The sequence below is a fragment of the Comamonas sp. 23 genome, from assembly GCF_049601575.1.
GTDB lineage: Bacteria > Pseudomonadota > Gammaproteobacteria > Burkholderiales > Burkholderiaceae_C > Comamonas > Comamonas squillarum.
This window is the reverse complement of record NZ_CP187127.1, coordinates 2287417-2306696: the sequence shown is the minus strand read 5'-3', so window position 1 is coordinate 2306696 and position 19280 is coordinate 2287417. Positions and strand designations below refer to the sequence as shown.

The following is a 19280-nucleotide window of genomic DNA, read 5'->3' as shown; positions in this document are numbered from 1 at the left end:
CCCCGCCAGAAGCGGGGCTTGTTTGTTATCCGGACTAGCTCTGATAAGAAAACTCCATGACCTTATTTTCATTTTTGGGAGCCATCGAGATCGGCCTGATCTTTGCGCTGGTCGCGCTCGGTGTGTTCATCTCCTTTCGCCTGCTGCGCTTTCCTGACCTGACGGTCGATGGCAGCTTTCCCTTGGGCGCCGCCGTCTGCGCGGTGATGATCACCGGCGGCTACAGCCCCTTTCTGGCCACCATCGGTGCCACCTTGGCTGGTGCGGTCGCTGGCCTGATCACCGGCTGGCTCAACGTCAAGCTCAAGATCATGGACCTGCTTGCCTCGATCCTGATGATGATCGCGCTGTACTCGATCAATCTGCGCATCATGGGTGGCCCCAATGTGCCGCTGATCAACGACCCCACGCTCTTCAACCAGCTGCAACCGGCCGGCATTGAAGACTATGTGTTCCGTCCGCTGCTGATGTGCGCGATTGTGGTGCTCGCCAAGCTGGCGATGGACTGGTTCTTCCTGACTGAGCGGGGCCTGGCCATTCGTGCCACCGGCACCAATGCCCGCATGGCCCGCGCGCAAGGCGTCAACACCGGCGGCATGATCTTGCTGGGCATGGCGGTCTCCAACGGCCTGGTCGGCCTGGCCGGCGCGCTGTTTGCGCAGACCCAGGGCGGCGCCGACAGCTCGATGGGCATCGGCACCATCGTGATCGGTCTGGCAGCAGTGATCGTGGGCGAGTCCATCCTGCCTTCGCGCAAGCTGATTTGGGCCACCTTGGCCGTGGTCCTCGGCGCCATCGTCTACCGCTTCTTCATTGCGCTGGCGCTCAACAGCGACTTCATCGGCCTCAAGGCCCAGGATCTGAACCTGGTCACCGCCTTGCTGGTCACGATCGCGCTGGTCATCCCCCAGCTCAAACGTCGTTTTGCGAAAAAGCACTGACAAGGAGAGAGACATGCTGAGCGCAAAAGACCTCAAGATCACCTTCAACCCCGGCACCCCGATCGAAACCCGCGCGCTGCGCGGCATGGCGCTGGATATTCCCGCCGGCCAGTTCGTCACCGTCATCGGCTCCAACGGCGCGGGCAAATCGACCTTTTTGAACGCCATCTCCGGCGACCTGATGGTCGACTCGGGCAGCATCGTCATTGACGGCGAAGACATGACGCGCAAGCCCGTCTGGGACCGCGCGCACAAAGTGGCCCGCGTGTTCCAGGACCCGATGGCCGGCACCTGCGAAGACCTGTCGATCGAAGAGAACATGGCCCTGGCGCATGAGCGCGGCAACTTTCGCGGCCTGTCCAAGGCCGTCAAGCAAGCCAACCGTGCGCTCTACCGCGAAAAGCTCGCCACCCTGGGCCTGGGCCTGGAAAACCGTTTGACCGACCGCATCGGCCTGCTCTCGGGAGGCCAGCGCCAGGCCGTAAGCCTGCTGATGGCAGCGCTCCAGCCTTCGCGCATTTTGCTGCTCGACGAGCACACCGCGGCGCTCGATCCGCGCACCGCCGACTTTGTGCTCAAACTCACCGCCCGCATCGTCGAAGAAGGCCAACTGACCACGATGATGGTCACCCACAGCATGCGCCAGGCGCTCGATGTGGGCGACCGCACCGTGATGCTGCACCAGGGCCAGGTGGTGCTCGATGTCAGCGGCGAGGAACGCGCCAAGATGGACGTGCCCGATCTGCTGCAGATGTTCGAGAAGGTGCGCGGCGAAAAACTCGCCGATGATGCGCTGCTGCTGGGCTAAACAGCCGCTCCTGCACCGCCACAACAGCGGAGACCACGCAGGTGGCTCCGCTGTTTTTTTATGCCTCAGAGCGCTGCAGCACGGCGCAAAAATCGCCGCAGCGACCAGGCCGCTAATGCAGGGAACAGCGCAAACACGGCAAACAACCAGAGCGCCGAGCGGCCCAGCGCTGCCGGGTCGCCCAGCGCGGTCAACCCCAGCGCATTGGCCACCAGGCCCACCAGCGCCGCACCGACCGCCATGCCATAGAGCTGCACCGTCGTGATGCCCGATGCGGCGCTGTCGGCCTCCTGGGCACTGGCGCTGTGCATGATGGCATTGAGCACATGGGGCCAGGCCATGCCCACCCCCAGACCGAGCACAGCCAGCGCCAGGCCACAGACCACCAGCGCCGCCATCCCCTGCCAGGGCATGGTCAGCGCCAAGGCCACCAGGGCCAACGTGCACAGCACCGGGCCGATCAGCATCAGTGCCCTGCCGGCCCGGCCACTTTTGCCCGAGAACAACACCGACGCCACCGACCAGCCGCCGGCGAGCAAAGCCGTCACATAGCCCGCCGTCAACGGTTGCAAGCCATGCAAGTGCTGCAGCAGATAGGGCACAAACACCTCGGTCATCGTGCCCACCAGCAGCAGGGCGACGGCGGCGTACAGCATGCCCAGCGGCTGGCCGAGCGCCGTGCTGCCCTGGGGCAGCAGGCGGCGGCTGGCGCGGCGCTCATGCCAGATCGCGGCCGCCCCGGCCAGCAAGCCTGCCGCGCCCAGCAGCCATTGCCAGAGCGGTGCAGTCACCACACTGGCCGCCGCCACCAACAGCACCGACAGCGCCAGCAGCACAATCTGCAGCCCGGCAATGCGGCCGTCCTGCGCGGGTGTGCTGCGCAGCAGGCGCTGCGGGGCCAGTTGGCGCTGCACCAGCAGCATTTGCAGCACCAGCAAGGGCAACAAGGCGCCAAAGGCCAGGCGCCATTGGCCAGCCTGGGCAAACAGGCCGCCCACGGCTGGGCCGCTGAGCGTCGCCACACCCCACATGGCCGAGATCAGCCCAATCGCGCGCGGCCACAGCGCGGGCGGAAACACCAGCCGGATCAAGGTATAGCTCAGCGCCCCCACCGCGCCGCCCCCCAGGCCCTGCACCGCGCGGCCCAGCAGCAGCATCGGCATGGATGGCGCCGTTGCACACAGCAAGCTGCCCAGGCCAAACACCAGCAGGCCTGCCAGCATGGCGCCGCGTGCGCCCCAGCGGGCCAGCATGCGCACCGCCAGTGCCGCGCCAATGATCGAGGCCACAACAAACAAGGTGGTGCTCCAGGCATACCAGGCCAGGCCGCCAATCTCCTGCACCACCGAGGGCAGGATGGTGGTGACGATATGCACATTGATCGCATGCATGGCCACCGCGCCGGTCAGCGCCAGCGCCTTGAGGCCATGGGGCCGGCCCAGCAGCTGGGCCCAGCCGGCAGGCGCTTCGGGCACGGGCGCGGCGCCTGTGGTGAGGGGTGATGAAGTTGAGGATGCCATGCCATTCCTGGTTGTGAAATAATGCAAGTATTGTCTTTGATAATTCCCCGCTCTCAGCAATAAAACAAGCTATGACTTGTATAAATAAATGCCATCGCTCCCCATCGACCCCTCTTCTACCATGCGCATGCTCGAAGCCTTGAAGCGCCAGGCCCCGGCCAGCACCGCCGACTTGGCGCGCACGCTGCAGATGACGGCCGAGGCCGCCCGCCAGCAGATCAACAAGCTGGCCGACCAGGGCCTCGTGCAGGCCGATCTGCAAAAGCCGGCGGGCGCGGGCCGGCCGCGCCAGTTGTGGACCTTGACCCCAGCGGGCCAGCGTTACTTTCCCGATGCCCATGCCCAGCTCACGGTGCAGCTGATTGGCGCGATCGAAAAGCTGTTTGGCCAGCAAGGCATGGAGGGTTTGATCAGCGAGCGCGAAGCACAATCACGCAGCCGCTACCGCCAGGCCTGCACCGCCCCCGGCCTGCCTGAGCGCCTGGCCCAGCTGGCCCAGGTCCGCACCCAGGAGGGCTATATGGCCCATGTCGAGCCCCACCCGCAAGGCTGGCTGCTGGTGGAGCACCACTGCCCGATCTGCGCGGCTGCGCAAAGCTGCCGGGGCTTTTGCCGTTCCGAGCAAGGACTGTTCCAGGAGGTGGTCCGGGATCTGGCCACGCTGGAGCGCAGCGAGTACCTGCTTGACGGCGGCCAGCGCTGCGTCTACCTGGTACAGCCGCTATAGCAGCTCAGGGCCCGCTCAGACGGAGACGCCACGGCCTTCGCCCACCGGCGGGGTATCCGTACGCGACAGGGCCTGCGGCCTGGCCATGCGCAGGCAGACCAGCCAGGCCAGCAAGGCCAGGCCCGCCGCGCCCCATTGCGCATGCTGCAGACCCTGGGCATTGGCCTGGCGCAGGGTCTCGGCGCTGGCTCCTTCCAGCCCAGCCAGCGGCGCGGCCGCCAGCATCACCAGCAAGGCCAGGCCCAGCGCCGCGCCCACCTGCTGCGCGGTGGCAGCCACACCGGACGCCACGCCTTGGCGCGCCGGCGCAATACCCTGGCCCACGAGCACCCACATGCCGGTCCAGCTCGCACCCTGGCCCAGGCTCATCACCACAAAGCCGGGTACCAGCCCGGCATAGTTGCCGGCCAGCGGCAGCACCGCAGCTATCCAGACCATGCCCAGCACACCGGCGGCCCAGCCCCGCAGCAGCACGCTGCGGGTGCCCTGCTGCGCCAGGCCGCGCTCGGCCAGGCGTATGCCCCAGGTGCACACCGCCGTCGGCAGCACAAAGGCCAGGCCGGCCTGCAGCGGGCTCCAGCCCAGCACCTGCTGAAAATACAGACCCAGAAAGTAATACTGCACGCCGTAGCTGCTCATGAACAGCATGGCCAGCAGCATGCTGGTCTGCAAGCTGCCCACCCGCAGCATGGCCAGCGGCATCAGGGGCGCAGCCACCCGCGCTTCGGTGCGCCAGAATAGACCGAGCGCGGCCAGCGCCAGCAGCAGCAGGCCCAGTGTGCGCCCGTCAGCCCAACCCCATTGCGGGCCCTGCACCAGCAGCGCCACCCAGGCGCTGGTACCGACGGTCACGCTGATGCAGCCCAGCAGGTCAAAGCGGCGCTGTGCAGCCGGCACTGCTGGCATCGCAGGCAGGTAGCGGCCAGCGGCGAGCGCGCAGGGCCAGGCAATCGGCACCAGCACCCACAGCACCCAGTGCCAGCCCAGGGTCTGGGTGAGCAGGCCGCCCAGCAAGGCGCCAGCCGCCAGGCCGCCGGCACTGGCCATGCTCCACACGGCCAGCGCACGGTTGCGCGCAGCGCCTGCGGCATACAAGGTATTGATCATCGACAAGGTGGCCGGGAACAGCAGCGCCGCTGCCACCCCCTGCCCGGCGCGCGCTGCCACCAACTGCCAGGGCAGCTGCGCAAAGCCGCCAGCCAAGGAGGCCAGGCCAAACAGCGCCATCGCTGCCACATACATGCGGCGCTGGCCCAGCAGATCAGCGCAGCGCCCGCCCAGCAGCAGGCAGCCGCCAAAGGCCACGCTGTAGCCGCTGATGACCCATTGCAGGTGGCGGGCATCGAGCTGCAACTGCTGGCCCATGGCATCCAGCGCGACAAAGACAATCGTCGCGTCGAGCGCAATCAGCAGTTGCGCAAACGACAGCAAGGCCAGCGCGGCGCGCGGATGGCGCAGCAAAGCAGGCTGGCGCAGGGGTTCTTCAAGGGTCACGTCATCACTCCGACAAGGGAAAAAGCATGCGGCGCGGTCTGCGCGCAGAAAACCTGCAGCACTGGGTGCCTGCAGGCGGGTGATGACCGGTCATGGCGCCATGGTATTTAAATCAATAACGAAGATAAATAGCAAAAATATCTTTTACTTATGCAAAAATGAATCAATACCCTTGCCGGAGCCATCCATGGATTTGAACGCGGTACAGATGCTGATCAAGGTGGCCGAGCACAAGAGCTTTACCCAGGCCGCGCACAGCCTGCGCACCACGCAGTCGCGCATCTCCCGCGCCATTGCGCAGCTGGAGGCCGACCTGGGCACGCGCCTGCTGCACCGCAATACCCGCAATGTGTCGCTGACCCCCGATGGCTGCCTGCTGGTCGACCGCAGTGCCGCGCTGATCGCCGGGCTGGACGATGCCAAGCAGCAGCTGTTGGACCGGCGCTGCGAGCCCACCGGCGTGCTGCGCATGACGGCGCCTTCGGTGCTCGGCCGCATGGTGCTGACACCCCTGCTGGGCCAGCTGCTGCAGCAGCACCCGGGTCTGCAGATCGAGGCCAGCTTCACCGACCGCCTGGTGGACATGGTGGACGAGGGTTTTGACGCTGCGGTGCGCATCGGCCCCTTGCTCGACAGCCGGATGATCGGCCGGCCGCTGCCGCCGCTGCACTGGGTGACGGTCGCCTCACCGGCCTATACCGCCCGCCACGGCCGGCCGCAAAACCTGCAAGAGCTGGCCACGCACCGCTGCCTGTCGGTCTACAACCACTACCGGGGTTTTGCCGTGCCCTGGCAGTTTCGCCACCCCGACGGCAGCACCATCGACTGGCCCGCGCCCCACGCGATCAGATTCGACAGTGGTGACCCGTTGATCGAAGGCGCGATTGCCGGCCTGGGCGTGGCCCAGGTGATGGGGTTTGCGGTGCGCGATGCGCTGGCCGATGGCCGGCTGGAGCGGCTGCTGCCCGCGCTGGAAGGCCGCAGCCGCGCGCTCTCCGTGGTCTACCCGCGCACGCGCCATGCCTCACCCAAGGTGCAGGCGCTGTGCCAGCTGCTCTTGGCGCGCAGCGCCTGGTGATCGCACCAGCCCAGGAAGGCTCTGGCGCGCCATGCCGGCTGGCGGCGATTGTTCAAATCCATGCAACGCTGCGTTCAAACCCGGGGCACCCCAAACAGGCGCAGACGCCCTACAGTAGATCCAGGCGCCAAGAACGGATCGCATACCGGTTCTGGAGACGCTCCCACCGCTGTAGCGGTCCCTCTTCATCGACAAAGGAAATATTCACCATGGCTAAAGTTCTGGTTCTCTACCATTCCATGTACGGTCACATCGAGACTATGGCCGGCAAGATCGCCGAAGGCGCACGCAGTGTCGCCGGCACCGAGGTGGTCATCAAGCGCGTACCCGAGACCATGCCGCAAGAGGCTTTCCAGGCCGCTGGCGGCAAGGTGGACCAGGCAGCCGCTGTGGCCACGCCAGCCGAGCTCGCAGAGTACGACGCCATCATCTTTGGCACTCCCACCCGTTTTGGCAATATGAGCGGCCAGATGCGCAGCTTCCTCGACCAGACTGGGGGCCTGTGGGCCAAGGGCGCGCTGTCGGGCAAGGTCGGCAGCGTGTTCACGTCGACGGGCACCTTGGGCGGCCAGGAAACCACCGTGACCTCGTTCTGGAACACCCTGGCCCACCACGGCATGGTGATCGTGCCCGCCGGTTTTGGCCTGCCTTCGCAGTTTGACCTGTCGCAGGCCAAGGGCGGCTCGCCCTACGGCGCAGCCACCCTGGCCGGTGCCGATGGCTCGCGCCAGCCCTCCGCCCCCGAGCTGGAACTGGCCTTTGCCCAGGGCGCCAAGGTTGCTGCACTTGCTGCCAAGCTGAGCGCCTGAGCCTTTAGCCTTTAGCCGGCCTGGCCGGCTGCAGCAGTCTTAGAACGCAAAAAAGCCAGTCAGAGGTCCTGACTGGCTTTTTGATTTTGGCGCCTGGTGGGGTGCCTGCCACCACAGCGGTGGCAGGGGAGTGCCGCTTACTTGGCGGCCAGGCGCTGCCAGGTGTCGATCACACTGTCGGGGTTCAGCGAGATCGAGGCAATGCCCTTGTCCGCCAGCCACTGCGCAAAGTCCGGATGGTCCGAAGGGCCCTGGCCGCAGATACCGACGTACTTGTTCTGGGCCAGGCAGGCCGTGATGGCGCATTCGAGCATCTTCTTGACGGCAGGGTCGCGCTCGTCAAAGTCGGCAGCCAGCAGCTCCAGACCGGAGTCACGGTCCAGGCCCAGCGTCAGCTGGGTCAGGTCGTTCGAGCCGATCGAGAAGCCATCGAAGTACTCCAGGAACTCATCGGCCAGGATGGCGTTCGAGGGCACTTCGCACATCATGATGACTTCCAGGCCGTTCTCGCCGCGCTTCAAGCCATTGGCCGCCAGCAGCTCGGTCACGCGCTTGGCCTGGTCCAGGGTGCGCACGAAGGGGATCATGATCTTGACATTGGTCAGGCCCATGTCGTTACGCACGCGCTTGAGCGCTTCGCACTCCATCTTGAAGGCTTCGCCAAAATCCTTGGAGATGTAGCGCGCCGCACCCCGGAAGCCCAGCATCGGGTTTTCTTCATCGGGCTCGTAGCGGCTGCCGCCGATCAGCTTGCGGTACTCGTTGGACTTGAAGTCCGACATGCGCACGATGACGGGCTTGGGGTAGAAAGCCGCCGCAATCGTGGCCACACCTTCGGTGATCTTGTCGACGTAGAAAGCGCGCGGCGAGGCATGGCCCCGGGCGACGGATTCGACGGCCTTCTTCAGATCGGCATCGACGGCGGGGTAGTCCAGGATGGCCTTGGGGTGCACGCCGATGTTGTTGTTGATGATGAATTCCAGACGTGCCAGACCCACGCCATCGTTGGGCAGTTGGGCAAAATCAAAGGCCAGCTGGGGGTTGCCCACGTTCATCATGATCTTGGTCTTGATGGGTGGCATCTCGCCGCGCTTGACCTCGGTGATCTCGGTTTCCAGCAGACCGTCATAGATGCGGCCGGTGTCGCCTTCTGCGCAGCTCACCGTCACCAGGGTGCCGTTCTTGAGTAGCTCGGTGGCATTGCCGCAGCCCACGACGGCAGGGATGCCCAGCTCGCGCGCAATGATCGCGGCGTGGCAGGTACGGCCACCGCGGTTGGTGACGATGGCCGCGGCCTTTTTCATCACCGGCTCCCAATTCGGGTCGGTCATGTCGGTCACCAGCACATCGCCGGCTTCAACCTGGTCCATCTGCGAGATGTCGGAGACCAGGCGCACGCGGCCGGTGCCGATCTTCTGGCCAATCGCGCGCCCTTCGGCCAGCACGGTGCCGCTGCCCTTGAGCTTGTAGCGCTGCTCGGCCTGGCCCTTGGACTGGCTCTTCACCGTCTCAGGGCGTGCCTGCAGGATGTAGAGCTTGCCGTCGGTGCCGTCCTTGCCCCACTCGATATCCATCGGGCGGCCATAGTGCTTCTCGATCACCAGCGCGTACTGCGCCAGCTCTTGCACTTCGGCATCGGTGAGCGAATAGCGGTTGCGCAGCTCGGGGCTCACATCGGTGGTGGCCACCAGCTTGCCCGATGCCACCTTTTCTTCGGGCGTGGCAAATACCATCTGCACCAGCTTGGAGCCCAGGTTGCGGCGGATCAGGGCCTGCTTGCCCGCTTCGAGCATGGGCTTGTGCACATAGAACTCGTCCGGGTTCACGGCGCCTTGCACCACGGTCTCGCCCAGGCCGTAGCTGGAGGTGATGAAGACCACCTGGTCAAAGCCCGACTCGGTGTCGATGGTGAACATCACGCCAGCAGCGCCTTTATCCGAGCGCACCATGCGCTGCACACCGGCCGACAGCGCCACCACGTCGTGGGCAAAGCCCTTGTGCACGCGGTAGGAAATGGCGCGGTCGTTGTAGAGCGAGGCAAACACCTCCTTCATCTTGTGCAGCACATCGTCGATGCCCACCACGTTCAGGAAGGTTTCTTGCTGGCCAGCGAACGAAGCGTCGGGCAGGTCTTCTGCGGTGGCCGACGAGCGCACGGCAAAGGAGGCCTCGGTATTGCCCGCTTGCAAGGTTACAAAGGCCTCGGCAATGGCTTGTTGCAAATCGAGCGGGAAAGGCTGGGCCTCGACCATGGCACGGATCTCGGCGCCGACCTGAGCCAGCGCGCGCACATCGTCCACATCCAGCGCCGCGAGCTTGGCGCTGATCTTGTCAGCCAGGCCTTCGTGGGCCAGGAACTCGCGAAACGCATGGGCCGTCGTGGCAAAGCCGGTCGGCACGCGCACGCCTTGCGGCAATTGCGAGATCATTTCGCCGAGCGAGGCGTTCTTGCCGCCTACGACCTCGACGTCGGTCATTCTCAGGTTCTCAAACGGTACGACCAGGGCGGTCGCGCTGTAGAGGTTGGACATGGTGAAGCTCCGGAAGTTAAAAACTGGCTCGGGCGCCCATGGCCGCAGTGGGGGCAATGGCACGCACGCATAGACTCCTGCCGGGCCGCTGCGGGCTCGGACATCTGGCTTTGTATTTGTACTGGTAGGCCGGAGTACATGCGGGAAATGTGAATAATGGGCGTCATTGTAGGCGTGCTGCTGCCATTTTGCTTGCGACTTGCTGAACACCGTGGTCAACAATGACAAACCCCGCACGCAGCTGTGCGCAGCCTGCGCCAGAATTCGCCCGTTACCGCCGATGTACCACCATGCACCAACGCACCATTTTCTTTATCTCTGATGGCACCGGCGTGACAGCCGAGACCTTTGGCCGCGCCATCATGAAGCAGTTCGACATCACCACCCGTGCGGTGCGTCTGCCCTTTGTGGACACGGTCGACAAGGCCCACCAGGCCGTGCACCAGATCAACCACACAGCCGAGAAAGAGGGCAAAAAGCCCATTGTGTTCACCACCTTGGTCGAACCGGAGACCGTCAAAGTAGTGCATGAGCACTGCAAGGGCCTGGTGATGGACATGTTTGCCACCTTTGTGCAGCCGCTCGAAGACGAGCTGGGCGCCAAGTCGCACCACCGCATCGGCCGCTTTACCGACATCAGCGAGAGCAAGGAATATTTCGACCGCATGGAGGCGATCAATTTCAGCCTGGCGCACGATGATGGCCAAACCAACCATGACCTGGCCGGTGCCGATGTGATTTTGGTCGGGGTCAGCCGCAGCGGCAAGACCCCGACCAGCCTGTACCTGGCAATGCAGTTTGGCCTCAAGGTCGCCAACTACCCGCTGATCCCCGAGGATTTTGACCGCCAGCAGCTGCCCCCGGCCCTGCTGCCCTATAAAAAGAAGATCTTTGGCCTGACCATTGCACCCGAGCGCCTGTCCCAGATCCGCAATGAGCGCCGCCCCGACTCACGCTACGCCAGCCTGCAAAACTGCCGCATGGAAGTGGCCGAGGCCGAGTCGATGATGCGCCGCGCCGGCATCCAGTGGCTGTCGACCACGCACAAGTCCATCGAGGAGATTGCCGCCGTGGTGATGCAGGGACTGAAGCAGGACGAGTGAGCGGCGCGCTGCCGATCGCTGCAAATCGCTGCCCAACACGGCCCCTGGCTATTGCCTAACGCTGCGCGGTAGGGATGCGCAACGTTACCCTTGCTTCGCACAGCTTTACAGCAGGCCGCATGCGCGCCTGCTATAACCAAGCGATCACGGCCCCGTGTGGATGGGCCGCCGCTCAGGAGTTCAAGCATGAACACAACATTGACCTGGATCGCCAGCGCCGGCCTCTGTGCCGCGCTGCTGGCCGCCCTGTCCGCCCAAGCCGCCCAGCCGGGCGCTTTTTCCGTGACCGAGACCAAATCGGCCATCGGTAACAAACCCGCCAAGGCCCCGCGTACCAAGGACCGCTGCATCGGCCCGGAACTGGTGGACAAGGACGGCTTTCTCTATCCCGATCTGATCCTGTCCAAGCATTTCAGCCAGTGCCGCATCAAGGACAGCAAGCTCTTGGACAAGAACAACAAGAGCTGGACGGTGACCTGCGGCAAGATGCTGACCGCCCAGGCCAAGCAAACCAATACCGGTGACAACTTTCATCTGCACATCGATGCAGCACTGCTGGGCGGCGCGATGAAGCAGACGCTGGACTATGAGGCGCAGAGCTTGAAGCGCCAGTGCACGCCCGAAGACGAGCCGCTGGAATAGGCCCAACCCTACCGCCAAAGAATCAGTGGGCCTTGGCCCACTCGGTTTCATACCAACAGCGGCCAGGCCCTGCCCTATGGTGCCTTGTCGGCTAGCGTGGAGGTCACCTAGCTGATTACTTCAGCCACTTCTGCGCCTCTTGCTGCAGCACGCCGCGCAGTGCCAGCACATCCCAGGTGAACTGCATCACGCGCTGGTAGTCGGCATCGTCCACCGGCAGCATAAAGCCCAGTTGGTTGACGGGGGTCAGCGGCTTGTCCAGGTAGGCGGCGTAGAGGCGCGGGTCGGCCTTGCTGTAGTGCAGCGCCTCATAGGTCTCGGTGATCATCGCATCGCCCTTGCCCTCGGCGATCAGGCCCGGAATCTCGGCGTTCTTGTCATGCGTGCTGACCTGGGCGTTCTTCAGGTTCTGCAGCACATAGGCTTCGTTGGTGCCGCCAGGGTTCTTGATCACGCGCACGCTGGCCTGGTTCAGGCTTTCGGGCGTGGTGAATTTGTCCTTGTCAGCCGCACGCACCAGGGCCACCTTGCCAAACGGCGCGTAGCCCGGCAGCATCTGCACCTTGCTCAGGCGCGCCACATTGCGCGTGATGCCGCCCACGGCCACATCGAACTTGTTGTCCTGCAGGTCCTGCATCAGCTTGGGCCAGCTGGTGTCCACATACTCGACCTTGACTCCCAGCTCCTTGGCCATGGCCTCGACCACCTCGATATCGTGGCCGGCGTATTTGCCATCGGCCTTCATTGCAAAGGGGCGGTAGTCGCCCGGGGTGCCCACGCGCAGCACCTTGGCCTGCATGATGGCATCGAGCCGGGGGCCCGCCTGGGCAGGCAGCGACAGGGCCGCAAGCGCCGTCGCACTGACGGCCATGGCGGCAAGAGTGTTGGTTGTCTTCTGGAACATGGTGGCACCTTGGTGGGGTCAACTATCGGGAGGGAAGATCACGCAAAAGAAGCGTGCACACCGTTGCGGTGTACACGCTTTTTGAGACACGCGGCGCCATTGTGTCCCAGCGCCAGCCGCCTGCCCATCGGGGTTCACCCAAACCTGGCAGGCGCTGCGCCGATCAATAGCGCGAGATCTGGCCCTGGTTGATCTGCACGCGGTCGCCCGGGCGCAGATCGCCGGGGTTGGGCACATCAAAAATGCGCTGGCCGCCGTTTTGCAAGTTGATATGGATGCGGTAGCCGCTGACGGTGCTGCGGCCGCTGCTCGACGACTGCTCCAGCGCATTGCCGGCCGCTGCACCACCGGCCACACCCGCTGCGGTGGCGGCCATGCGGCCAAAGCCGCCGCCCACCTGGTTGCCGAGCACGCCGCCAACCACGGCACCCAAGATGGCGCCTACGCCAGAGGTGCTGCGCGACTGCGAGCGCAGCTCTTCAATATTGCCTACGGTGCCATATTCCATGCCGTAAGGCGCTTGCTGCGGATAGCCGCCCTGCTGCGGGTAGCTGCCCTGTTGCTGGGGCGCCGGGCCTTGCGGGTAGCGGTTGTCATAACGGGGCGGTGCCTGGACGCAGGCGGCGAGCACCGAGGTAGCCGCCAGGGCCAGGCCCAGCTTGCTGGCGCGTTGCAGCAAGCTGCGCGAGCTTGAATTCGATGGGGACATTGCGCTCTCCTTTCAGATCACAAAAATGACGTTGCGGTCAAGGCCATCGTGGCCCTGCCAGTCTCAATACGGTGGGGCGGCCTATTTGGTGCCGGTGGAGCCATAGCCCCCGGCGCCACGCTCGGACACATCGCCAAAATCTTCCACTACCTGAAAGCTCGCCTGCACCACGGGCACGATCACCATTTGCGCGAGGCGCTCCATCGGCTCCAGCACAAAGGGCTGGCTGCTGCGATTCCAGGCGCTGACCATCAGCTGGCCTTGGTAGTCGCTGTCGATCAGGCCAACCAGGTTGCCCAGCACGATGCCATGCTTGTGGCCCAGGCCCGATCGCGGCAGGATCATCGCCGCGTAACCAGGGTCGCGCAGATGGATGGCCAGGCCGGTGGGCACCAGTTGCCAGGCGTTGGGCTCCAGGGTCAGGGGGGCATCGAGGCAGGCGCGCAAGTCCAGGCCGGCGCTACCAGGGGTGGCGTACTGGGGCAGCTGCGCTTGCATGCGGGGGTCGAGAATCTTCAGGTCAACAATCATGGTGGTGGTTCAGCTATCAATGCAGCGAAGGCTAGCATATACACAACGCCCGCCAGCGCAGTTGGTGCACCGGCCTACAGCCATTTACCGTATGCATACAAATGCAAGGATTTGCAGCCACAGCCGCCAAGCAACCCGCCGCCCCAGACCGTGACCGCATTCTGGCGGGCCCTGGGATGCCGCTTAGTCTTTCTGGGACCAGCCCTTTTTGAAGGCCGCAATCAGCATCACGATGCCCAGCGGCGGAAACATGATGCCCAGGATCGCGGCAATCAGCACCCCGATGAGCTTGAAGCCGCTGAACGACTTCTTGCTGGCCGTACCACTGCCGGCAGAGGTAAAAATCGATGTGGTAGATGCGCCTGAACTGCTGCGCGTTGTGGTGGTCAGCGTCTGCGCCGCGCCCTGGCGCCTGCCCTTGCGCGTCTGGTCCATCTGGCGGATGCGGTCGAGCAGCTCCTGGGCCTGGTCGGCGATCGGGTTGCTGCTCGCGTGGCTGGATGCAGCCGATGGCAATGGCGCCTGGCCGTGGCCGGGCCGCGCCGGGCGCTGCATGCTGCCCATGGTATGAGCGGCACCGGAGTTCTGCCGGGCGATGAGCTGGTCCACATAGCGCACAAAGTCGCCGTGCGGTGGTGTGTCATAGACAGACGCGCTGTCCCTGTTCAGCAGTGCCAATGGCCTCTCCTCTTGCCGCCGTCGCTTGCAAGCGGCAGCAGCGATTGATAGTTTCAAACTCCGGCATAGCAGCTGTGCATGCCTGGACCCTCTCGTCCCTCTGAGAGTGCATTGTGCTTGACATCTGGCGCCCCCACAACGCGTCAGATGCGGCGCGCGCTGCCTGCACCCGGCCTTGCTTTCTGTCACAATGGCCTCAACTTTTGTCCATGGCGCAACCCCTGGCGCCAAAAAACCCAAAATTTAACGAGGAACCTGCCATGTCGGAATCCCTGATCAAGCACACCAACGAAGCCAGCTTTGAAGGCGATGTTCTGCAACCCAACACCAATGTTCTGGTGGACTTCTGGGCCGAATGGTGCGGCCCTTGCAAGCAGATCGCTCCCGTGCTGGAAGAAGTGTCGGTCAGCTACAAGGACAAGCTGCAGATTGCCAAGGTCAATGTCGATGAAAACCGCGCCATCTCGGCCAAGTTCGGCATCCGTGGCATCCCCACGCTGATGCTGTTCAAGAACGGCGAACTGGCTGCCACCAAGGTGGGCGCACTGAACAAGGCCCAATTGACGGCCTTCCTGGACGAGCAACTGGCCTAAATCGAACCGCTGGATGCGCAGCCAGCGCGTCTGCATCCCGGCATGGCTGGCCAGATCTGGCGGCCATCGCCTACAAAGCACGGTTTTGGCCGTGCTTTTTGCATTTTTCAAGCATTTGATTTTTCTGTATTTTTATAAAAAAATCAAAAATCCTAGCCGCTCTCTGTCCCGCCTGATACATATAGTTGATAATTCAGGCAGGATGATCCTGCAGCAACCTGTCTATAATCGACATTTAGATCACCGATCGTATTCCGACCAAGAATAGATCAAGCATGGTCTCCGGCTTCGCGGTCTCCCGCTTATTGCACCGGCTCTGCATCCCCCCTACCTCTAACAGTTACTCCGTTCTGGAGTCTATCCATGCACTTAAATGAGCTCAAGGCACTGCATGTGTCTGAAGTCCTCAAGCTGGCAGAAGAGCTTGAAATTGAAAATACTGGCCGCATGCGCAAACAGGAGTTGATGTTTGCGATCATCAAGAAGCGAGCCAAGGCCGGTGAACAGGTTTTTGCCGATGGCGTTCTGGAAATCCTGCCCGACGGATTTGGCTTTCTGCGAAGCCTCGACACCAGCTTTACCGCCAGCACCGACGATATCTACATCTCCCCCAGCCAGGTGCGCCGCTTCAATCTGCACACCGGCGACATGATCGAAGGCGAAGTGCGCACCCCCAAGGATGGCGAGCGTTACTTTGCCTTGACCAAGCTCGACAAGGTCAACGGCCTGCCTCCCGAGCAAAACAAGCACAAGATGATGTTCGAGAATCTGACGCCGCTGTTCCCCAAGGAACAGATGCGTCTGGAGCGCGACATCAAGGCCGAGGAAAACATCACCGGCCGCCTGATCGACATCATCGCGCCGATTGGCCGTGGTCAGCGCGCACTGATCGTCGCGGCCCCCAAGAGCGGCAAGACGATGATGATGCAAAGCATTGCACACGCCATCACCGCCAACTACCCCGATGTGCACATGATGGTGCTGCTGATCGACGAGCGTCCGGAAGAAGTGACGGAAATGCAGCGCTCGGTCAAGGGCGAGATCATTGCATCGACCTTTGACGAGCCCGCCGCCCGCCACGTGCACGTGGCCGAGATGGTCATCGAGCGCGCCAAGCGCCTGGTGGAAATGGGCCAGGATGTCGTCATCATGCTCGACTCCATCACCCGCCTGGCCCGCGCCTACAACAACGTAGTGCCTTCGTCGGGCAAGGTGCTCTCCGGCGGTGTGGACGCCAATGCGCTGCAGCGCCCCAAGCGCTTCTTTGGTGCGGCCCGCAATGTCGAAGAAGGTGGCTCGCTCACCATCATCGCCACCGCACTGGTCGACACCGGCAGCCGCATGGACGAAGTGATCTTTGAAGAATTCAAGGGCACGGGCAACAGCGAGCTGCACCTGAGCCGCCGTCTGTATGAAAAGCGCGTCTTCCCGGCCATCGAGCTCAACAAGAGCGGCACGCGCCGCGAAGAGATGCTGCTGGCGCCCGAGATCCTGCAAAAGACCCGCATCCTGCGCCAGTTCATGTACAACATGGACGAGATCGAGTCCATGGAACTGATGATCAAGAACATGAAGCAGACCAAGAGCAATGTCGAGTTCTTCGACATGATGCGCCGCGGCGGCTAAACCCCGCCCTGCGCCCACCGGCCTGCCAACCCTCCGCTCAACACGGAGGGTTTTTTCATGCCTGCGCTGGCCTGTGCGTGCCCGCTACCGTCCAGGTCACACCACGGCCCGGTTGCACGGGCAGGCTCGATCACACCAGGCCAGGAGGCCCAGGCGCTGGGACGGCTGGATTTCCCGATGGCGCCCGTCTGGCTGCATGCGGGGCGCAAGCCGGGCTAAAGGCCTTCCCATCAAGGCTTTGCCATGGCGTCGCGTATCCCGCAAATGGACATCAGCCGACTGAAACCCCAGGTTTTGCTGAAAACAAACCCATCCTATGCAATAATGGAGGGCTTTTATTGCGGAAAGTACGCCCAGTTTACTGGGATGCAAAGGTTGCATCCGGCTTGGCACGGCTCCCGCACTTGACCTAAGGAAGAATCATGAAAGAAGGCATTCACCCAGACTACCGCGAAGTGTTGTTCGTGGACCTGTCCAACGGCTTCAAGTTTGTGACCCGCTCGTGCGTGAACACCAAGGAAACCGACACCTTCGAAGGCAAGGAATACCCGCTGTTCAAGCTGGATACCTCGTCTGAGTCGCACCCTTTCTACACCGGCACCCAAAAGTCGGTGGACAACATGGGCGGCCGTGTGGAGCGTTTCCGCAACCGTTTCGGCAAGAAGTAATTTGCTTGGCAAAAGGGCTGCGGGCCGCAAGGCCTGGCGCCCTTTTTGTCTGTGCAATCCAAAGGCAGTGCGACACCGTACTGCCTTTTTTTATTGACCCGCTTGGCGGACCCGCAGACAATGCGCGGTTCTCCTACATTTCTGGTGCAGGGCCTGATAAGCTGCTGAGCCTTGCTCCCTTTGGTAAGCCCGTGTGAATTTTCCGACCCCAGCCATCGTCTCCCAAGCCGCTGTACGCCCTCTGCCGCGTGCACTCCTGCTGCTGCTGTGCCTGGCCTATGTGGTGCCCGGCTTTATCGCCCGCGCACCCTGGAAGACCTTGGACATCACCAGCTATGGCTACGCCTTGGCGCTGGCAGAAGGCCGGACCCCCTGGCTGGCGCCGGAGATTCTGGGCCTGAGCCCGGACACCGAGGGTCTGATCCCCTACTGGCTGGGCGCCTGGGCCATCCAGGCCTTTGGCGACTTCATCTCGCCTGAGCTGGCCAGCCGCCTGCCATTTGCCGCCCTGCTCTGGCTGGCCTTGATGGCCACCTGGTATGCCGTGTACTACCTGGCGCGCAGCCCTGGAGCGGGCCCCGTGGCCTTTGCCTTTGGCGGCGAAGCCAACGAGATTGACTATGCGCGCGCGATGGCCGATGGTGGCCTGCTGGCGCTGATTGCCTGCCTGGGCCTGGCCCAGCCCTCGCACGAGGCCAGCAGCTACGTGGTGCAGCTGTCGGGCGTGTGCTTTGTGTTCTATGCGGCTGCCTGTATTCCCATCCGCTTTGGCACGCCGCTGTGCATAGGCGCGGTAGGCTTGGTGATGCTGGCGCTGAGCGGCGCGCCCACCTATGCGGTCTGCCTGGGTCTGGGCGTGGCCTTGATCCTGGCGCTCACCCCCGTCGATGCCAAGCTGCGCGCGCGCAGCCTGCAGGCCGCAGGCGTCTTTGCCATTTTGGGCGTGGCCGCCTTGCTGCTAGCCGTCTACCTGCACCAGTGGCAATGGCGCATCCTGCCGGCCGAGCATTTCCGCCAGTTGCGCCCGCTGTTTGAGCTGGTGGTCTGGTATGTGTGGCCGGCCTGGCCGCTGGCGCTGTGGTCGCTGTGGATCTGGCGCCGCCAGGTGGCCGACTGGCGCTTTGTGCACCGCCATCTGTGGCTGCCCATCCTGCTGGGCGCCTTGGCGCTGGTCAACACCGTCATCACCACCCCGTCCGATCGCGCGTTGCTGCTGGGCCTGCCCGCGTTTGCCGCGTTGGCCGCTTTTGCGCTGCCCACCTTCCGCCGCGCCATGGCGGCGCTGATCGACTGGTTCACCCTGCTTTTTTTCAGCGCTGCGGCCATCACCATCTGGGTGATCTGGCTGGCGGTCTACACCGGCACCCCAGCCAAGCCAGCGGCCAATGTGGCCCGCATTGCCCCTGATTTTGTCGCGCAGTTCTCGCTGCCGCAGTTTGTCATTGCCGTGCTGGCGACCTTGGCCTGGTGCGCACTGGCCTTCTGGCGCGCGCGCCGCAACCGGCCCGAGATCTGGCGCAGCCTGGTGCTGCCTGCGGGCGGCACCGTGCTCAGCTGGATCTTGCTGATGAGCATCTGGATGCCGATGCTGGACTATGGCCGCAGCTACACCGCCCAGGTGCAGGCGCTGGGCAAGGTGCTTCCCGCCCCCGCATCGGCCGGCTGCGTGGCCGCCTGGGGCCTGAGCCGCTCGCAGATTGTGGCCATGCAGGCCCAGGGCGGCTGGCAGCTCAAGACCTTGACCGACCCCACCAGCGCATCGTGCAACTGGCTGGCCATGCCGCTCGAATCACAGCGCACCCCGAGCAACGAGGTGCTGGGCCCTGAGTGGACGCGGCTGGCGGCCGTTGCCCGCCCGACCGACAAGAACGCGGAGATCGTCATCTACCGTCGTCAACCGGGTTGAAGGCGCGTATGC

18 protein-coding genes are annotated in these 19280 nt (G+C 63.8%); 11 read left to right on the top strand and 7 right to left on the bottom strand.

Features of this window, described 5'->3' with window-relative positions; translation table 11 throughout:
• The first annotated feature begins 56 nt into the window (after positions 1–56).
• Positions 57–941: an ABC transporter permease gene (locus ACPEE1_RS10310; protein ID WP_021025995.1), complete on the top strand. Its 885-nt coding sequence runs from the start codon at positions 57–59 to the stop codon at positions 939–941.
• Positions 942–954: 13 nt separating this feature from the next.
• Positions 955–1749, top strand: coding sequence for an ABC transporter ATP-binding protein (locus ACPEE1_RS10305; RefSeq protein ID WP_116924162.1), 795 nt, complete (start codon positions 955–957; stop codon positions 1747–1749).
• A 65-nt stretch (positions 1750–1814) separates the two neighbouring features.
• On the opposite strand, the gene ACPEE1_RS10300 is transcribed toward ACPEE1_RS10305, so the two are convergent.
• Positions 1815–3269: an MFS transporter gene (locus ACPEE1_RS10300; RefSeq protein WP_116924163.1), complete on the bottom strand. Its 1455-nt coding sequence runs from the start codon at positions 3267–3269 to the stop codon at positions 1815–1817.
• Between the two features lie 88 nt (positions 3270–3357).
• Between ACPEE1_RS10300 and ACPEE1_RS10295 the strand changes: the two genes are divergently transcribed.
• A complete protein-coding gene (locus ACPEE1_RS10295; protein WP_423936275.1) occupies positions 3358–3996 on the top strand; it encodes a helix-turn-helix transcriptional regulator in 639 nt (212 codons plus the stop codon).
• Positions 3997–4011: 15 nt separating this feature from the next.
• Here the strand turns inward: ACPEE1_RS10295 and ACPEE1_RS10290 are convergent, their stop codons facing one another.
• Entirely contained in the window at positions 4012–5490 is a 1479-nt protein-coding gene (locus tag ACPEE1_RS10290; RefSeq protein ID WP_423936273.1) for an MFS transporter, read from the bottom strand.
• A 187-nt stretch (positions 5491–5677) separates the two neighbouring features.
• On the opposite strand from ACPEE1_RS10290, the gene ACPEE1_RS10285 reads away from it, so the two are divergent.
• Both ACPEE1_RS10285 and wrbA read left to right on the top strand, forming a co-directional pair.
• Positions 5678–6568: a LysR substrate-binding domain-containing protein gene (locus ACPEE1_RS10285; protein WP_423936271.1), complete on the top strand. Its 891-nt coding sequence runs from the start codon at positions 5678–5680 to the stop codon at positions 6566–6568.
• A gap of 209 nt (positions 6569–6777) precedes the next feature.
• The gene (wrbA, locus tag ACPEE1_RS10280; protein ID WP_116924166.1) at positions 6778–7377 is read left to right on the top strand and encodes an NAD(P)H:quinone oxidoreductase; all 600 of its coding nucleotides are present in this window, start codon (positions 6778–6780) and stop codon (positions 7375–7377) included.
• A gap of 137 nt (positions 7378–7514) precedes the next feature.
• Here wrbA and ppsA read toward each other — a convergent pair whose 3' ends face one another.
• On the bottom strand, positions 7515–9908 hold the full coding sequence (ppsA, locus tag ACPEE1_RS10275; RefSeq protein WP_423936268.1) for a phosphoenolpyruvate synthase: 2394 nt from the start codon (positions 9906–9908) through the stop codon (positions 7515–7517).
• A gap of 290 nt (positions 9909–10198) precedes the next feature.
• Here ppsA and ppsR point away from each other — a divergent pair, with 290 nt between their 5' ends.
• Together ppsR and ACPEE1_RS10265 are read left to right on the top strand one after the other, a co-directional pair.
• Positions 10199–11011: a posphoenolpyruvate synthetase regulatory kinase/phosphorylase PpsR gene (gene ppsR / locus ACPEE1_RS10270; protein ID WP_116924168.1), complete on the top strand. Its 813-nt coding sequence runs from the start codon at positions 10199–10201 to the stop codon at positions 11009–11011.
• A 186-nt stretch (positions 11012–11197) separates the two neighbouring features.
• Entirely contained in the window at positions 11198–11653 is a 456-nt protein-coding gene (locus ACPEE1_RS10265; protein WP_423936266.1) for a hypothetical protein, read from the top strand.
• A 115-nt stretch (positions 11654–11768) separates the two neighbouring features.
• Here the strand turns inward: ACPEE1_RS10265 and ACPEE1_RS10260 are convergent, their stop codons facing one another.
• From ACPEE1_RS10260 to ACPEE1_RS10245, 4 genes are all read right to left on the bottom strand, one after another.
• Positions 11769–12557, bottom strand: a complete 789-nt coding sequence (locus tag ACPEE1_RS10260) for a transporter substrate-binding domain-containing protein (protein ID WP_116924170.1) — start codon at positions 12555–12557, stop codon at positions 11769–11771.
• 163 nt (positions 12558–12720) lie between these two features.
• Complete coding sequence (locus ACPEE1_RS10255; protein WP_116924171.1) at positions 12721–13266, bottom strand: glycine zipper 2TM domain-containing protein; 546 nt, start codon at positions 13264–13266, stop codon at positions 12721–12723.
• An 81-nt stretch (positions 13267–13347) separates the two neighbouring features.
• Complete coding sequence (dut, locus tag ACPEE1_RS10250; protein WP_182342149.1) at positions 13348–13797, bottom strand: dUTP diphosphatase; 450 nt, start codon at positions 13795–13797, stop codon at positions 13348–13350.
• A 183-nt stretch (positions 13798–13980) separates the two neighbouring features.
• Complete coding sequence (locus ACPEE1_RS10245; protein WP_116924173.1) at positions 13981–14475, bottom strand: hypothetical protein; 495 nt, start codon at positions 14473–14475, stop codon at positions 13981–13983.
• A gap of 260 nt (positions 14476–14735) precedes the next feature.
• On the opposite strand from ACPEE1_RS10245, the gene trxA reads away from it, so the two are divergent.
• From trxA to ACPEE1_RS10225, 4 genes are all read left to right on the top strand, one after another.
• A complete protein-coding gene (trxA, locus tag ACPEE1_RS10240; protein ID WP_027010832.1) occupies positions 14736–15068 on the top strand; it encodes a thioredoxin TrxA in 333 nt (110 codons plus the stop codon).
• 363 nt (positions 15069–15431) lie between these two features.
• Positions 15432–16694 carry a transcription termination factor Rho gene (rho, locus tag ACPEE1_RS10235; RefSeq protein ID WP_021026598.1) on the top strand — a complete coding sequence of 421 codons (1263 nt, stop codon included), beginning with the start codon at positions 15432–15434 and terminating at the stop codon, positions 16692–16694.
• Between the two features lie 422 nt (positions 16695–17116).
• Positions 17117–17362: a type B 50S ribosomal protein L31 gene (locus ACPEE1_RS10230; protein ID WP_116924174.1), complete on the top strand. Its 246-nt coding sequence runs from the start codon at positions 17117–17119 to the stop codon at positions 17360–17362.
• A 193-nt stretch (positions 17363–17555) separates the two neighbouring features.
• Positions 17556–19268, top strand: a complete 1713-nt coding sequence (locus ACPEE1_RS10225; RefSeq protein WP_116924175.1) for a hypothetical protein — start codon at positions 17556–17558, stop codon at positions 19266–19268.
• Positions 19269–19280 lie beyond the last annotated feature (12 nt).

What these genes read in the sequence shown, in the direction of transcription:
- ACPEE1_RS10305 (WP_116924162.1), top strand. Translation starts at nt 955, where the DNA reads ATGCTGAGCGCAAAAGACCTCAAGATCACCTTCAACCCCGGCACCCCG.
- ACPEE1_RS10255 (WP_116924171.1), bottom strand. Translation starts at nt 13,266, where the DNA reads ATGTCCCCATCGAATTCAAGCTCGCGCAGCTTGCTGCAACGCGCCAGC.
- ACPEE1_RS10260 (WP_116924170.1), bottom strand. Translation starts at nt 12,557, where the DNA reads ATGTTCCAGAAGACAACCAACACTCTTGCCGCCATGGCCGTCAGTGCG.
- ACPEE1_RS10300 (WP_116924163.1), bottom strand. Translation starts at nt 3,269, where the DNA reads ATGGCATCCTCAACTTCATCACCCCTCACCACAGGCGCCGCGCCCGTG.
- wrbA (WP_116924166.1), top strand. Translation starts at nt 6,778, where the DNA reads ATGGCTAAAGTTCTGGTTCTCTACCATTCCATGTACGGTCACATCGAG.
- ACPEE1_RS10285 (WP_423936271.1), top strand. Translation starts at nt 5,678, where the DNA reads ATGGATTTGAACGCGGTACAGATGCTGATCAAGGTGGCCGAGCACAAG.
- ACPEE1_RS10295 (WP_423936275.1), top strand. Translation starts at nt 3,358, where the DNA reads ATGCCATCGCTCCCCATCGACCCCTCTTCTACCATGCGCATGCTCGAA.
- ppsA (WP_423936268.1), bottom strand. Translation starts at nt 9,908, where the DNA reads ATGTCCAACCTCTACAGCGCGACCGCCCTGGTCGTACCGTTTGAGAAC.
- ppsR (WP_116924168.1), top strand. Translation starts at nt 10,199, where the DNA reads ATGCACCAACGCACCATTTTCTTTATCTCTGATGGCACCGGCGTGACA.
- ACPEE1_RS10265 (WP_423936266.1), top strand. Translation starts at nt 11,198, where the DNA reads ATGAACACAACATTGACCTGGATCGCCAGCGCCGGCCTCTGTGCCGCG.
- trxA (WP_027010832.1), top strand. Translation starts at nt 14,736, where the DNA reads ATGTCGGAATCCCTGATCAAGCACACCAACGAAGCCAGCTTTGAAGGC.
- ACPEE1_RS10230 (WP_116924174.1), top strand. Translation starts at nt 17,117, where the DNA reads ATGAAAGAAGGCATTCACCCAGACTACCGCGAAGTGTTGTTCGTGGAC.
- ACPEE1_RS10310 (WP_021025995.1), top strand. Translation starts at nt 57, where the DNA reads ATGACCTTATTTTCATTTTTGGGAGCCATCGAGATCGGCCTGATCTTT.
- dut (WP_182342149.1), bottom strand. Translation starts at nt 13,797, where the DNA reads ATGATTGTTGACCTGAAGATTCTCGACCCCCGCATGCAAGCGCAGCTG.
- rho (WP_021026598.1), top strand. Translation starts at nt 15,432, where the DNA reads ATGCACTTAAATGAGCTCAAGGCACTGCATGTGTCTGAAGTCCTCAAG.